Source organism: Gilliamella sp. ESL0441 (assembly GCF_019469185.1).
Classification (GTDB): Bacteria; Pseudomonadota; Gammaproteobacteria; order Enterobacterales; family Orbaceae; genus Gilliamella.
Genome location: NZ_CP048264.1, coordinates 1078859 through 1095249, shown reverse-complemented (window position 1 = coordinate 1095249; position 16391 = coordinate 1078859). Strand labels below are relative to the sequence as shown.

At 33.3% G+C, this 16391-nt stretch carries 13 protein-coding genes; 9 read left to right on the top strand and 4 right to left on the bottom strand.

Features of this window, described 5'->3' with window-relative positions; genetic code table 11:
* The first annotated feature begins 82 nt into the window (after positions 1 to 82).
* The 3 genes from hpt to GYM75_RS04825 all read left to right on the top strand — a co-directional run bounded on the left by hpt (position 83) and on the right by GYM75_RS04825 (position 6777).
* Entirely contained in the window at positions 83 to 622 is a 540-nt protein-coding gene (gene hpt, locus GYM75_RS04835; protein WP_220217032.1) for a hypoxanthine phosphoribosyltransferase, read from the top strand.
* Positions 623 to 1250: 628 nt separating this feature from the next.
* Positions 1251 to 2975 carry an autotransporter assembly complex family protein gene (locus GYM75_RS04830; protein WP_220217031.1) on the top strand — a complete coding sequence of 575 codons (1725 nt, stop codon included), beginning with the start codon at positions 1251 to 1253 and terminating at the stop codon, positions 2973 to 2975.
* 1 nt (position 2976) lies between these two features.
* On the top strand, positions 2977 to 6777 hold the full coding sequence (locus GYM75_RS04825; protein WP_220217030.1) for a translocation/assembly module TamB domain-containing protein: 3801 nt from the start codon (positions 2977 to 2979) through the stop codon (positions 6775 to 6777).
* A gap of 36 nt (positions 6778 to 6813) precedes the next feature.
* On the opposite strand, the gene mnmD is transcribed toward GYM75_RS04825, so the two are convergent.
* A complete protein-coding gene (mnmD, locus tag GYM75_RS04820; RefSeq protein ID WP_220217029.1) occupies positions 6814 to 7542 on the bottom strand; it encodes a tRNA (5-methylaminomethyl-2-thiouridine)(34)-methyltransferase MnmD in 729 nt (242 codons plus the stop codon).
* 89 nt (positions 7543 to 7631) lie between these two features.
* Here mnmD and GYM75_RS04815 point away from each other — a divergent pair, with 89 nt between their 5' ends.
* From GYM75_RS04815 to GYM75_RS04790, 6 genes are all read left to right on the top strand, one after another.
* Positions 7632 to 8363: a 1-acylglycerol-3-phosphate O-acyltransferase gene (locus GYM75_RS04815; RefSeq protein ID WP_220217028.1), complete on the top strand. Its 732-nt coding sequence runs from the start codon at positions 7632 to 7634 to the stop codon at positions 8361 to 8363.
* A gap of 3 nt (positions 8364 to 8366) precedes the next feature.
* Positions 8367 to 9134, top strand: coding sequence for a methyltransferase domain-containing protein (locus GYM75_RS04810; RefSeq protein WP_220217027.1), 768 nt, complete (start codon positions 8367 to 8369; stop codon positions 9132 to 9134).
* Positions 9135 to 9245: 111 nt separating this feature from the next.
* Positions 9246 to 10172 (top strand): ADP-glyceromanno-heptose 6-epimerase, encoded by a 927-nt coding sequence (rfaD, locus tag GYM75_RS04805; RefSeq protein WP_220217026.1) that lies wholly within the window; start codon positions 9246 to 9248, stop codon positions 10170 to 10172.
* A gap of 11 nt (positions 10173 to 10183) precedes the next feature.
* Positions 10184 to 11230: an ADP-heptose--LPS heptosyltransferase RfaF gene (rfaF, locus tag GYM75_RS04800; protein ID WP_220217025.1), complete on the top strand. Its 1047-nt coding sequence runs from the start codon at positions 10184 to 10186 to the stop codon at positions 11228 to 11230.
* A 2-nt stretch (positions 11231 to 11232) separates the two neighbouring features.
* Positions 11233 to 12195 (top strand): lipopolysaccharide heptosyltransferase RfaC, encoded by a 963-nt coding sequence (gene rfaC / locus GYM75_RS04795; RefSeq protein ID WP_220217024.1) that lies wholly within the window; start codon positions 11233 to 11235, stop codon positions 12193 to 12195.
* A gap of 40 nt (positions 12196 to 12235) precedes the next feature.
* Entirely contained in the window at positions 12236 to 12436 is a 201-nt protein-coding gene (locus tag GYM75_RS04790; RefSeq protein WP_220217023.1) for a YaeP family protein, read from the top strand.
* Here the strand turns inward: GYM75_RS04790 and GYM75_RS04785 are convergent.
* The 3 genes from GYM75_RS04785 to trmA form a co-directional block, all read right to left on the bottom strand.
* Entirely contained in the window at positions 12429 to 13826 is a 1398-nt protein-coding gene (locus GYM75_RS04785; RefSeq protein ID WP_220217022.1) for a heavy metal sensor histidine kinase, read from the bottom strand. The genes GYM75_RS04790 and GYM75_RS04785 overlap by 8 nt on opposite strands.
* Positions 13813 to 14499, bottom strand: coding sequence for a heavy metal response regulator transcription factor (locus tag GYM75_RS04780; RefSeq protein WP_220217021.1), 687 nt, complete (start codon positions 14497 to 14499; stop codon positions 13813 to 13815). The genes GYM75_RS04785 and GYM75_RS04780 overlap by 14 nt, the downstream gene beginning before the upstream one ends.
* Before the next feature lie 362 nt (positions 14500 to 14861).
* Positions 14862 to 15959 carry a tRNA (uridine(54)-C5)-methyltransferase TrmA gene (trmA, locus tag GYM75_RS04775; protein ID WP_220217286.1) on the bottom strand — a complete coding sequence of 366 codons (1098 nt, stop codon included), beginning with the start codon at positions 15957 to 15959 and terminating at the stop codon, positions 14862 to 14864.
* Between the last annotated feature and the right edge of the window lie 432 nt (positions 15960 to 16391).

Here is a 16391-nt window from a genome sequence, read left to right as displayed (position 1 = left end):
ATAAAAAGAAGCTTGGTTATTCTTTTTATCAATGAAAATTGTTAAAATCTAACTTATTTTTTAAATTTTTTGAGTATTAGTAATGAAGAAACACACTTTAGACATGATGATATCAACGGATGATATTCAAAAACGGATTAAAGAACTAGGACAACAAATTAGCCAAGATTATAAACATAGCCAAAATGAGCTTATTTTAGTTGGTCTGCTACGTGGTTCGTTTATTTTTATGGCAGATTTAAGCCGTGCAATTACTGTCGGTCATGAAGTTGATTTTATGACAGCATCAAGTTATGGTAATGCAGTTGTCAGTAATCGAGACGTCAAAATATTGAAAGATTTGGATGAAGATATTCGTGATAAAGACGTGTTAATTGTTGAAGATATTATTGATACCGGTAATACGTTAAGTAAAGTCATGGCTATTTTGAAATTACGCCATCCTCGTAGTATTGAGATTTGTACGCTTTTAGACAAGCCTTCCCGTCGTGAAGTGGCTGTACCGGTAAAATATATTGGTTTTTCAATTCCTGATGAGTTTGTCGTTGGTTATGGTATTGATTACGCTCAACATTATCGCCATTTACCTTATATTGGTCAGGTAACATTGCTTGAAGATTAAATCAAAATTGATGAAAATCTACTAAATTTAATTTAGTAGATTTCTTTGAAACTAATGCACATTAATGCATTAATTAACCAAAATCGACAGCTTCATCATTAAAAATTAATTACTAATCGTTCTGCATTTCATGAAATAAAAGTCATGTAGCCTAGTAATCGCAATTTTTGAACATAGGTCTATTGTTCAGAAAAAATAGCCTTTTCGCTAATACAAAGAGGCTTAAATATTAGGTTTTCTAAATGAGTTAAACTTTTTAGATAAAAAATTATTTAAATCTGTTATTCATTAGAACGTGTCTTTCACTATCACTGCTTCAAGCATCAATCAAAGAGTTAAATTTTTTAATGCCTGATTGAAGCTTAATTTTAGATTGAAAACATCAGCTAACAATTCTAAAATTAAGAAAAAATATCGAGTTATGTAAAAATAATTTTATTTAATCTTTTAAAAGATTAGATTTACAAATTTAAGATAAAACTTTTTAGAGAAATTTTTATCCAATAAATCTTAATTTTCATAGCATTTCATAGACGATCAAACATTAAATATGGTAAATTTGTTATCTAAACAAGCCTATATACTCATTCAAATAATAATTATTAAACTTTAAAATATCGAGGTTTTTGTGTCACGATTTTCCTGTTCATTTTGTTTACTTTTAGCAGTAACACTTGTTTCAGCATCGAGTTATGCTGACATGAAGTTATCTATTAAGGGGTTATCAGGGGAACTTGCTGACAATGTTGATGCTCGCATTTCGTTAATCACTCCCGATAAAGTCAGTGATACACCAAATTTCAAACGCTATTTTGAAAGTGAAGCCCAAAAAGCACTGCGAGCTTTAGGTTATTATAACCCTATATTTCAATATGATACGAAAAATCCTAAAATACTGACTGTGACCATTTTACCGGGTGAACCGGTAAAAATTAAACAATTAAATATCAGTATTGATGGCGAAGGCAAACAAGATGAAGATTATCAAAAATTGCTTGATAATAATCTGCCTAAGACTGGCGATATCTTAAATCATGGAACTTATGAGTCTTTCAAAAAAAGTCTTCAAAATTTAGCCCTAAAAAAAGGGTATTTTGATGCAAATATGACTAAGCATCAATTAGCCGTATCGACTGACTACCACCAAGCTTTTTGGAATATTGATTTCGATACAGGTCAACGCTATAAATTTGGCAAAATTGATTTTCACAATACAAAAATTAGAGATGACTATTTGAAAAACATCGTCCCTTTTAAAGAAGGTGAAGAATATACTGCCGAGCAATTATCGCTATTCAATAAACGATTAGCCTTAACAAATTGGTTTAATTCTATTGTGGTCTCTCCTGATTTTCCTCATGTGACAAGTGATAAATCACTTCCTATTGATGTTATTACCACGCCTCGAAAAAAAAATAACATGGATTTAGGGCTTGGTTTTTCAACGGATAACGGAGTACATGGCAAAATAGGTTGGAATAAACCTTGGATAAATAGCCGAGGACAAAGTTTTCAAAGTAATCTATCACTTTCATCGCCGGAACAACTCATTACAATGAGTTATAAAATACCATTAAAAAAATCGCCTCTTGAACAATATTATACTATTCAAGGTGGTTACAAAAAGATTGATAATAATGATACCTATTCACGATCTTACACATTTGGTGTTGTCAGAAATTGGGATAACTTTGAGGGATGGCAAAGCGCACTAGGTTTGAATATGTTGCGAGATAATTTTACTCAAGCAGATTCAAGTTTTAAAACTTTTTTATATTATCCTTCTCTTAGTTTTTCCAGAATTCGAAGCGATGGTAACGTCCTTGCAATGTGGGGAGACTCCCAACGTTATTCAGTTGAAGCGGCTGGTGAAGCATTAGGTTCTGACATCAATTTAATTCGTTTTCAGGCTCAACAAACTTGGATTCGTTCGTTGTATAATTCTCACCGATTTATACTGCGCGGCAACTTTGGCATCATACAAGCGAGTAATTTTGATCGTGTGCCACCATCTTTCAGATTTTTTGCTGGTGGGGATCGTTCTATACGTGGTTATAGCTATCAATCCATTTCCCCTGAAGATAAAAATGGTAAATTAAAAGGTGCCTCTAAACTTATTACGGGATCATTCGAATATCAATATAATATTACCGGTGCTTGGTGGGGAGCAGTTTTTGTTGATACTGGCGAAGCGATTGATAAAGTTGATAAAACTAAATTTTATACAGGCAGTGGTATTGGGGTGCGTTGGGCTTCACCAGTTGGACCAATAAAATTTGATTTAGCGACGCCGCTAAATCGAAAAGATACTGGTTCTGTTCACCTATATATTGGTTTAGGAACTGAATTATAATATGGCTAAAAATCCAATCAGAGAAAAAAAAATAAAAAAAATAAAGCGTATACGTAAATGGAAAAAACGAAGTATTGTGGTTTTATCCATTTTTGTATTTTTAATTCTATCTATTGTTATGATGCTTTACACCAGTTTGGGTGTAAAAATCACGACCTTTATTTTAGAAAAAAGTCTTCCTGAACTAAAAATTGAGAAAGTAGAAGGCACGTTAAGTGATTTACATATTAACGGAATGAGTTTAGAACTACCTGGTATCGATATTAAAGTTAATGATGCATCATTAAAATTATCTGGATTGTGTTTGATAAAAACTAAAGTTTGCATTAACAATTTTGAAACTGATGGTGTAACTGTCTCGATAAATACTGAAAAATTGAGTAAAACGCCTGACGAACCAATTGAACAAAAGAGTGAACTGATTAAAACCCCAATTCCAATTGAATTAAAAAAAACACATTTAACAAATATTAAAGTTAACGTGAACGATATGCAATTTAGCTTGACCGATTTGACTGGTGAAGCAACTTGGGTAAATGAAAAAATCTATGTATTTCCAACGGTAGCCAAAGATTTAAGTGCTATTTTTGCTGATCAAACTCAAGATACCTTGGTCACTCACTCCGTTGAGGATAATATCCCTCTTAATAAAAAGATTAATCAATTATTTAATCAACCATTAATTGAATCTCTTCCGGAAATTAGTATTCCACTGAATATCAATGTAAATCGCCTAACTGGCGATAATTGGCTACTCCATATTGGAGGACAAGATTATCGATTCAATCAAGTCACCATTCAAACTGAAATCAAGGATAATCATATTATTGTTCAACAGGTTGATACTGATGCCAAAACACCTTTTGTCAATGGACATGCTTTTGTTTCAGGAAAAATTACACTTGGAAATGATTGGCCTTTAGATGCTTTAGTTAAAGTTAACACGGCAAACGATCAACTTGATGGAAAGTTCTCTGGCAAACTATTTGGCGTATTGGCAACTAACCTGTCGATTAAAGGTGTTAACAACGTTAGTCTTAATGGAAATATCAATTTTATCGAAAACTATCTGCCAGTTATGGTAAAAATTAACGGCAAGCATATTCAATGGCCAATCGAAGGTAATTCAATCTATCAATTGAACAATTTTGATTTATCGATAGATGGAAATGTGCAACGTTATAAATTAGTAGCTAATGGTGACATCAAAGGACAAAATTTGCCTGACACATCCTTTGATTTTTCTGGAAATGGAACAAATCAATCCGCAACATTTGATCGTGGCATGATAAAATTTCCACAAGGCAAAATCGATATTTCTGGAAATATCGATTGGCAAAAAGCACTTCAGTGGGACAGCAGTATAACGTTGTCCAATGTTGATATCACCAAAGAATTCCCCGATTTTCCAATTCGATTAAATGGTAAAATGAAAACCACCGGTATGTTTGAAGGCAATAAATGGCAATTAAATCTGCCTATTTTTCAGTTAAAGGGAAATATCAAACAAGCCAATTTTGCATCAAACGGAAATGTACAAATCAATTCTCAAAATGTTATCAATGCTAAAAACTTCGAAATTTTATGGGGAAACAACAGAATTAATATTGATGGAGCTTCTGATAAAGGAAATTTAGAAGCAAAAATTAACCTGGCATCACTTTCATTATTCTTAGATGATTTACAAGGTACCATTGCTGGAAATATAAAATTCAATGGTGATATTAATGATCCGATTATCAATACCAATCTTACTGTTAATAAATTAATGTTACAAGACATATCAATTGCATCGGCAATGATTAACGGAAAAGTTAAATATCAACAGCAAGTTAGCGGTCAATTAAAGATAACTGGTCAAAACATTTCACTGCCTAATCAGATCATAAAAAAAGCAAATATTGACCTTTCTGGAAATGAAAATCATCATATATTGGATATCAATCTTGCTGGTACCCCTGCCTCATTTTCCACCAAGCTCATTGGCGAAATTAATAATAATCGGACTAAATGGGTTGGTAATGTCTCACAAGCACTCTTAACGTTAGGTGAGAAAAATCATTGGCAATTAACTAAATCATTACCTTTGTCTTATGATATTACCACACAGATTCCTACCATTGATGCACACTGTTGGCATAATAATCAATCAAGTATTTGTTTAGATAAAGCCTTATCATTAAAACCAAATACCGAAACAAGTATAACCTTAAAAGATATTGATCTTGCTAAGCTTCCAATTCCAAATGATGGTGAAACTAAAATTACAGGTACCATCAATGGACATGCTGATATTAAATTTACAAGTAATAACAAAATACCGACTATCAAAGCAAATATTAAAGGCGACAAGGTATATGTACAGCAAATGATTACATCACAATCATTACCTATCCCTTTTGATATATTTAATATCAATGCTGAATTTAATGAACAACAAGCTAATTTAGATTGGCTATTTAGTTTAAAACAATTGGGAAAAATCAGTGGTAATTTAACAATTATCGATCCAATTGAACAAAAAAAATTAAGTGGGCAATTAAATATTGATCATCTCGCTTTAGCCATTATCAATCCATTACTGGATAAAAATGATTATGCTAAAGGTGCCATCGATGGCTCAGTGAAGTTTTCTGGATCATTAATGGATCCCTATTTAACTGGTGGTATTGACTTACAACATAGCGAAATTAAATCTAGCCAACTTCCTATCGATTTGAAATCAGCAAAACTTAATATTGATTTCAATGGTAAATCATCCACTTTAAAAGGGACATTAACCACGCAATCAGGCAATATAAATATCAATGGTAATGCCAGTTGGAATACCATTGAAAAATGGCAAGCTCAACTGACCATTAATGGTGCAGCAATGGAAGTAACTGTCCCTCCTATGATTGTAATGACAGTTGTTCCAGACATTAAAATTAATGCATCACAAGATGAGCTGATTCTATTCGGTAAAGTAAATATTCCTAAAGGAAAAATAACAGTAGAATCATTGCCACCGTCCAGTGTTGATGTATCACCTGATGAAGTCATGCTGGATAAAAATTACCAAGTTATAGAACCACAAAAATTTGGTACTAAAATTAGTAGCCATCTTGAAATTGTTATCGGTGATAAAGTCAGTGTTGATGCGTTTGGTTTAAACGCTTCATTAAAAGGGAATTTGATGGTGGCACAAACCAACAAGGGGTTAGATCTTCACGGTGAAGTGTTAATTCCGAAAGGAAGATTTCATGCTTATGGTCAAGATTTAGTGATTCGTAAAGGCATAATTACCTTTTCAGGCCCCACTGACCAAGCACTGTTAGATATTGAAGCCATTCGCAATCCAGACTCAATTGAAAACAGTAATATTACAGCGGGTATTCGAGTTACAGGATCATCAGAAGAACCCAAAATTGAAATATTTTCAGATCCAGCCATGTCACAGCAAGAAGCGTTATCCTATTTAATTCGAGGACAAGGACTTGAAAGTAATGACCAAAGTGATAACGATATGATGACAGCATTATTAGTCGGTATTGGCACGGCTAAAACAGGCAAATATATTGGCGATATTGGAAATGTTTTTGGTATCAAAAATCTGTCTTTGGATACTCAAGGCGCGGGGAACAATTCTAAAGTGGTAGTCAGTGGCTATATTTTGCCACATTTACAACTTAAATATGGCGTGGGTATTTTTGACTCATTAGCCACATTCACTTTACGTTATCGCTTGATTCCAAGTCTTTATCTGGAAGCGACATCAGGACTGGCACAAACTTTAGATCTTATCTATCAATTTGAGTTCTAACCTATTTCCTATTTTGAATTAAAATAACCTTACCAATTAGTTTGGTAAGGTTATTTCATTTTTACAACCTGTCAACATTTCGCGTTTTATTCCAAATCCTTTTCGTTTATAAACATTAAATCCTGCTGCTTGCAAATTTCGACGAACAAATCCAGCAGAGGTAAATGTAGCAAAAGTCCCTTTTAATGCTGTAAATTTATAACATGGTTTAAATAAAGATTGAGACCACATATCTGGATTTTTAGCTGGCGAAAATCCATCAAAAAACCAAGCATCAACTAATAAATTTTGTTGAGCTAAAAAATCGGGAAAACAACAAATATCATCATACAGTATGGTTAGATCAATATTATTTAACACATTATTATTTTCATATAATTGAGCATGTAACTGTTTAGCTAATGAATAAAGTTCATTCTCTTTAGGGATTACCTTTTCATGCATTTTTTTAATTTCATTAAGTGATAGCGGATGTTTTTCAACGCTTAAAAATTTAATTCCCTCTAAAATATGGTCAGGATAGTGTCGTTTAAATTCCAAAAATGTTTGCCATAAAAGCAAAAAATTCAAACCAGAACCAAAACCTGTTTCGCCAACAATGAAAATATTTTTTTCATACGCAATGAAACGTTCATATAACCTATTCCCGTCAATAAAGACATATTTAGTTTCGGCAATTGCACCTTCAGTATTAAAATAAACATCATCGTAATAAGTAGAAATTGGAATATTGTTTTCGTTCCAAATAATTGTCGATTTTTCCATGACGCCTCTTTATTCAGTTGAAGTCGATCAAACTGTATATTGACACAGTTTACGTATATAATACGCTAAATCAATTTATGAGGTAAATTATGGTTTTTCTTTTCCGCTTAATTACTGTAGTAATCATCGGTATTATTGTTTGCGTACTGGGCGTCATTTTTTGTTTATTCAACCCTCGAAATCCAAAAAATGTAGCAAGATTTGCACATTTATTCAGTTTTTTCTTCAAACCTATTTTGGGCGTAAAAGTTGATACTCGTCTTTATTCTGGAATAGATAAATTAGGAAGTTGTGTTTATATAGCAAACCATCAGAATAATTTTGATATGATTGTTGCGGCTGATATTGTTCAACCTAAAACAGTCACAGTAGGTAAAAAAAGCTTGGCGTGGATCCCCTTTTTTGGTCAACTCTATTATCTAACAGGCAATATCTTAATAGATCGCAATAATAAATCAAAAGCTCACGACACCATTGGGCAAGTAGTGAAAGAAATCAAAAACCGTGGCATCTCAATCTGGATGTTTCCGGAAGGAACACGAAGCCGTGGACGTGGATTATTACCATTTAAAACGGGTGCCTTCAAAGCAGCTATCGCAGCAGGCGTGCCTATTGTGCCAATTTGTGTTTCTGATACCAACAATATCGAGTTAAATCGTTTAAACAATGGTCATATGATTGTTGAAATGCTCGACCCTATTGAAACGGCGTCTTTACGCAAAGAAGATGCAAGAGCATTAATGGAAGAATGTTATCAAAAAATGGCTGACAAACTCTCTCAAATAAACAAAGAAGTACAACAACTAAACAATCAACAATAATTTATGAATAACCAAGACCGCAATTTTGATGATATCAGTCTTAAATTTGCCCAAAATATTTACGGCACCAGTAAAGGAAAAATTAGAGAAGCAATTGTTTGGCATGAGTTAGAGAAAATTTTAACTCATTTTCCAGCAAACAAACCATTAAATATTCTTGATGCAGGAGGAGGACAAGGTCAAATAGCTTGTCGATTGGCTAAACTAGGTCATCAGGTTACACTTTGTGACATTTCAGTACAAATGCTTGAGTTAGCTAGAAAAAAAGCTGAAGAAGACAATTTAACTATCAATTATATTTGCAGTTCGATTCAGCAGCTTGAAAATGTCATTGAAGGTCAATTTGATATTGTTATCTGTCATGCCGTTTTAGAATGGGTGGCAGATCCAATTGATGTTTTACAGTCATTAAAAAAATATCTTAATTCTGATGGTTATTTATCACTTATGTTTTATAACTATCATGCTTTGTTGTTCAAAACAGTGACGCTTGGCAATTTTGGTTATACACAATCAGGTCTGGCTAAACGCAAAAAAAAGACATTATCACCCGATTATCCAAGAATACCTGAACAAGTCTATAATTGGTTAACTGACCTCAATTTTCAAATTATTGAAAAAACGGGAATTCGTATTTTTCATGATTATCTTAATAATAAAGCTAAGATTGAAACGCATTTTTCACAATTACTTGAACTGGAAAAGCAATATTGTAAAACGGAACCTTATTTACACTTAGCAAGATATATTTTAGTTACTGCAAAAAACTAAATTAATGGATTAAACCAGTACCAAACAAGCTTTTTTAAAAACTCCACTCGAAAAATGAGACATAAATCGGTATGATATGAAAATTAATTTTAAGAGTTAAGGAAAATCATTATGATCGTGGTAACCGGTGGCGCTGGATTTATTGGAAGCAATATTGTCAGAGGACTTAATAAACAAGGCATTAAAGATATCCTTGTTGTTGATGATCTTACTGACGGGACTAAGTTTGCAAACTTAGTGGATTTAGATATTGTCGATTATATAGATAAAGATGAGTTTGTCATATCTGACAAGATTGGTAAATCATTTGAGATAGAAGCCATATTTCATCAAGGGGCTTGCTCTTCCACTACTGAATGGAATGGCAAATTCATGATGGAAAATAACTACAACTACTCTAAAATTTTATTAGATTATTGTTTAGAACAAAGTATTCCTTTTTTATATGCCTCTTCAGCAGCAACTTATGGTGGTCGGACAAATAACTTTATCGAAGAGCGAGCCTATGAAAAACCACTAAATGTGTATGGTTACTCTAAATTCTTATTTGATCAATATGTTAGACAAAAATTACCTCATGCTAAATCACAAGTTTGTGGATTTCGTTATTTTAATGTTTATGGACCTCATGAAAACCATAAAGGTAATATGGCAAGTGTTGCCTTTCATCTCAATACCCAGATAAAAAATGGCGAAAAACCAAAACTGTTTAAAGGCAGTGAAAATTTCAAGCGAGACTTTATCTATGTTGATGATGTTGTAGATGTAAATTTATGGTTTTGGAAAAATAAAATTTCGGGTATTTTCAATTGTGGAACTGGTCGAGCTGAGTCATTCCAATCCGTTGCTAATGCCGTGCTAAATTATCATCGAACAAATGAAATTGATTATATTCCCTTCCCTGCTCATCTCCAAGGTCACTATCAAACCTTTACTCAAGCAGATTTAACTAAATTTAGACAAACAGGGTGTCCTATTGAATTTAAAACCGTCAGTGAAGGGACAAGCGAATATATGAAATGGCTTAATGAACAATAAAAGGGCGTTTAATGAAAACTCTGATTATTGGACCATCATGGGTTGGCGATATGATGATGTCGCAAAGTTTATATCGTACTTTAAAACAGATTCACGACGATATTGAAATTGATGTTATGGCTCCTGCTTGGTGTCAAGCATTATTAAAGAAAATGCCTGAAGTGAGTCAAACCATTCAGATGCCATTAGGTCATGGAGAATTTGCTTTATCTAAACGTTATCAATTAGGAAAATCATTACGCAAAAATAACTATGATCAGGCAATTGTTTTACCCAACTCCTTTAAATCAGCATTAATTCCTTTTTTTGCGAAAATTCCTAAGCGCACTGGTTGGAAAGGTGAAATGCGTTATGGCTTATTAAATGATCTCCGTAAGCTGGATAAACTCGCTTATCCGCTGATGATTGAGCGCTATATTGCTCTTGCTTACCCTAAAGATCAAATTCAAAACGCAGATCAATTACCCAAGCCTCTCTTATGGCCAAAACTAAACGTTGAACATAATGAAATAACGGAAACGTTAGCAAGTTTCAATATCCTTAATGATGTACCTTTAATTGGATTTTGCCCAGGTGCTGAATTTGGGCCAGCTAAACGTTGGCCAGACTATCATTATGCTGCGCTAGGTGACATGCTAGTTAAGCAACATGCCAAAATTATCATTTTTGGCTCTGACAATGATCGTCTTGTTGGTGAAAGAATCATTGCACAAATGGCTCATGGCGATGCGTGCATCAATTTAGCAGGTAAAACCACACTAGAGCAAGCTGTGAATTTAATTGCGGCTTGTAAAGCAATCGTGACTAATGATTCGGGGCTTATGCATATCGCAGCAGCTTTAGACCGACCGCTTGTTGCACTTTATGGTCCAAGTAGTCCGGATTTTACGCCTCCTTTAACCGAAAAAGCAGAAATAATACGTTTAATTACGGGTTATCACAGAGTTCGTAAAGGAGATGCTGAACATGGTTATCACCAAAGTTTAATCGATATCAAGCCTGAAAGTGTTTTTGAAACCTTAATGAAACTTATTGCTCGATGTGAAAAGAGTAACTAATTATGCGTGTACTTGTTGTCAAAACGTCATCTATGGGAGATGTACTTCATACCCTCCCCGCTTTAACTGATGCATTCAATTGCTTACCTGATATTACATTTGATTGGGTTGTTGAAGAAAATTTTGCGCAAATTCCTGCTTGGCATTTTGCAGTAGATAACGTTATTCCTGTCGCTATTCGACGTTGGCGCAAAAATTGGTTTTCTAAATCTATCCGTCAAGAGCGCCATCAATTCATAAAATTACTCCGAGAACGTGAATACGACTGTATTATCGATGCACAAGGACTAATAAAAAGTGCTTTCTTAATTACTCATAAAGCATTAGGAACTAAACACGGCTTAGATCGAAAAAGCATTAAAGAACCCATAGCTAGTTGGTTTTATGATGTTAAACATAATGTTCCTAAATCCATGCACGCCATTGAACGTGTAAGATTACTTTTTGCAAAAAGTCTTGGTTATACCTTACCCGAAAAAATCGGGGATTATGCTATAGCACGCCATTTTTTAACCGACTTACCCTTAGATCATGGACAGTATTTGGTATTTTTACATGCGACAACCAGGCCTGAAAAACACTGGACTGAAAATGCATGGCGGGATTTAATCGAATTAGTTGAACCTTCCGGATTAAAAATCAAATTACCTTGGGGAGCGCCCCATGAACAACGTCGAGCTAATCGTTTAGCTGAAGGATTTGAACATGTCGAAGTATTACCCAAATTATCACTTTCACAAGTTGCTTCGGTACTAGCTGGAGCAAAAGCAGTGGTTTCAGTTGATACGGGCTTAAGCCACTTAACCGCAGCGCTCGATCGACCCAATATCACTTTATTTGGTGAAACTGATCCAAAATTAATCGGGGGATATGGAAAAAACCAATTTAGTATTATCTCGCCTGAACAAAATATGAAAACTATTTCAGCTAAAGAAGTTTATCAACAATTAGCTGAATTTATATAATTTCAATTTAAACAATAGATTATTTAAAGGAATCAAGTTAATGAACAAATACTGTGATCTTATACGTGAAAAATATGCTCAAATTGGTAGTAATGAACTTGGTTACCTTGATGATGCTTTAGGTGCCGTTATGCAAGTTTTAAATGAAGTGGCAATAAATGAAAACGTTCCAGATGAGCTCAAACTAAAAGCCGCTTATGCAGCGGCTAATTTATTAATGAGTGATTATGATATTAAATAGCGGTTGGTAAATTAATGATGAATCGCGTTGATACATCATCCGATTCAACATAAATAGTTCCTTTATGCGCTTCAATAATTGATTTAACAATTGCAAGACCAATACCAGTACCTGAGCTATCACTACGATGACGAGATTCATCAACACGGTAAAATCGTTCAAAAAGATGGGGCAAATGTTTTTTATCGATTTTTTCACCTGGGTTTGATATAACAATTTTAATACGTTTTTCGCTCATTTGGCTTAACGTTATCGTTATAATCTGATTAACAGGAGTATAACGAATAGCATTCGATAAAATATTACCGATTGCTCGACCTAACATCATTTTATCGCCTTGTATATGTGAACAATTCCCTTCAAGCTTAAGTGTGATATTTTTTTCGTCCGTCAATGGTTCAAAATAATCACACATCATAAGAATCATATTTTGTAGGTCAATATCAATCAGTTTCGGTACCAATTGTCTATTATCAGCTTGTGCAAGAAATAACATATCAGAAATCATTTGTGACATCTTTTCATATTCTTCAAGATTAGAATATAAAATTTCACGATATTCTTCTGTAGTACGAGCGTTATTTAATACAATTTGTGTTTGAGTTGTCAGATTTGTAATTGGTGTTCGCATTTCATGAGCGATATCTGCCGTAAAGTTTCGCTGACGAGAAAAAACATCTTCCATACGATTTAGCATATTATTAAAAGCTTTTACCAAGCTAACATATTTAACGGGTACGGATGATGTTGGTATACGATAGTTTAGATTTTTTAAACTAATTCTCTCTATTTTCCTTATCAAACGATTAATCGGTTTTTGAGTGTAATAGATACTAATTAAAGAGCCAATTAATGCTAACACACAGGATATAACAATTAATAACCCTAAACCGTTTCTTAATCGGCTGATAAACTCCAGTTGTACATCACGACGAACGGCCACAATAGTGGTAAACTGCTGACCATTTTCCCCTGTTACTCTTGATGCTGCAATTCGATACGAAGACTTATCAATATTTTCAATCGAAGTACTTTCATCTTCAATGATGCGTTCAAATTCTTCATGAGTAAGGGCAATCGCTAAATTAGGACCGCGTGTGCGATAAACGATTTTTCCCATATCATCAATAATATAAACAAATAAATGATGATGACCGGTAAGAATTAATAAAAGGTTTTGAATAAATTCATCACGATTATCACTTGGAGAATAATAAGTGAGCTCACGTTCGATAGATGTGATAACGGAATTGAGTTCAGTCACATTTTGCCTGATGGAAAACTTTTCAAACGATCGCTCAATCAAATGACTAAAACAATAAAGTAGCCCACAAGTAAGCAGGCAAACTATAAGCGGTAAACGAAATGATATTAATTTATTCTGCTTCATCCAATACATCTATCTTGTAGCCCATACCACGCACTGTATGGATAAGTTTCGGTTCAAATCCAGCATCAATTTTATTACGTAAACGTCTGATAGCGACATCTATCACATTGGTATCACTATCAAAATTCATGTCCCAAACTTGTGAAGCAATTAATGAGCGGGGTAACACTTCACCAGGATATCGTAAAAAATATTCCAATAAAAGAAACTCTTTATTTGTTAGGTCGATGCGCTTATCAGAGCGAGTCACAGTACGTTTGGGTAAATCCATGACTAAATCTGCTATACTTAGTTGATAATTATTAACTTGAGGAACATTTCTTCTTAATAATGATTTGATTCTTGCTAATAACTCAGCAAATGAAAATGGTTTAACTAAATAATCGTCTGCGCCTAAATTTAGCCCTTTAACTTTGTCTTCTACACTACCCATAGCTGTTAACATTATAATCTGGGTATCTTTACCTGCTTCTCGAAGTGATTGAACAATTTTCCAACCGACAATATCGGGCAACATTACATCTAATATTATTAAATCATAATCTTCTGTCATTGCTCTATGGTAACCATCTAAACCATTTTTGGTTAGATCAACAATAAAGCCAGATTCGACTAAACCTTGACGAAGATACTCCCCGGTCTTTTGTTCATCTTCAACAACTAACAATTTCATTTTGAGTATTTCCTATGCCAATATATCTGGTTATCTAACTTGCATAATAGCTTTCCTATAATATAGGAAAAGTGCAAAAACATTCATGATAATTCAATGACTATTTTGTAATCTTTCTGTCATTAATTGGTTTGGATATGTTTGTTATAGTATCCACACAATGATTCATGAGGCTAGACATTATTGTTTCATTGTTTTATTTCCTTTCATCCATTCCTTGCAATTTAATGCAGCCCTAGTTTACCTAGGGTTTTTTTTTAACTATAAAAAATGAAAACCAGAAAAATACTCGAAATAATAACCAATTGGCGTAAATTCCAAGTATTTTAACAAAATTAAAGTATTTTGAATATCAGATTCACTTACTTTTTATTCAAAACAATACCTGTTTCAACATGTTCCGTATAGGGAAACTGATCAAACATAGCAAAATGACTTACAGAATGCGTTTGAGTTAACTGTTGAAGATTGTCATACAATGAATGCGGATTACAAGAAATATAAATAATTGTTTTATAATTTTTAAGGTTATTTATCGTAGCATCATCAAGCCCTGCCCTAGGGGGATCAACAAGCACCGTATCACATTGATATTCGTCAAGATTAATACCTTTTAATCGATTAAAACTCCTTTCTTTTTTTATAGCAGAAGTAAACTCTTCTGCTGATAAACGAGCAATAATAAGATTATCAATATGATTAACTGAAATATTATGTTGTGCTGAATAAACAGAGGCTTTAGCTATTTCAGTTGCTAACACTCTTCGAAAGTTTTGTGCTAAAGCAATCGAAAAGTTTCCGTTTCCACAATAAAACTCTAAAAGATCCCCTGATAACCCCTTAGTAACTGATATAGCCCATTCAAGCATTTTAATATTGACGGCTGCATTAGGTTGAGTGAAACTATTTTCGACTTGGCGATAAATAAGATTTTTACCCATTACAGGCAATATTTCATCGACATAATCTACATCAATTGTGATTTTTTGATTACTTGCTCTACCAATAATATTACATTCAATTCCTTGTTGAGCTAATAAGAGCTTCAACTTTCTAGCTTCTTCTCGCCACTCATCACTTAATTTTTTATGATACAAAAGAGTAATGAGTAGTTGACCACTTAACGTAGAAAAATAATCAATTTGAAACAGTAAATGCCGAAGTAATGCATTATCCTTTAATAGCGGTATTATTGCCTGCATAGCATCATTAATTAAGGTTGTTGCTATAGGAAAAGTATCTACTTTGATACGTTTTTTTGTTTGTTTATCAAACATAATATGATAAAGATCATCCTTATCATGCCATATTCTAAATTCTGCTCGCATTCGATAATGACTAATCGGCGACGAAAACACCGTTAACTCAGGGAGTGAAAAATCGGATAAAAGCGCTTTTAAATTTGCTGCTTTTTTTTCAAGTTGTTGATGATATATATCGGTTGAAAAACAGTTTGTCATTTTCATTATCAGATCAATTAGATTATTGGGAATATTATTGAGTACAAGAAATTTAGCCAATCTAAATAAAGGCTATCAACAAAATTATGATATTTAAAAGCTAATTAACTCTATCCATCAATATCAAAATTTATATAAATTCACTTTTATCGTTAATTCTAACATAAACCACTTTTTTTGATAAGCACTAGGCTTGAATGTGACAGTGTGTACGAATCGCTATGATCAACTGATATTAAGTAAATTTAAATAATTTATTAACTTCACTATTGTTATGTCGTAAAACGTTTTAATTAGTACTGAAGTTAATGAGGCTTGAATCTCAAATAAAATATCACATAATCAATCTAATTTTTATGTGTTGCGAATATTAAATTAACGATAAGACTAGCCCATTTTTTGGATAAAATAGATCGATAACTATCGCCTGAA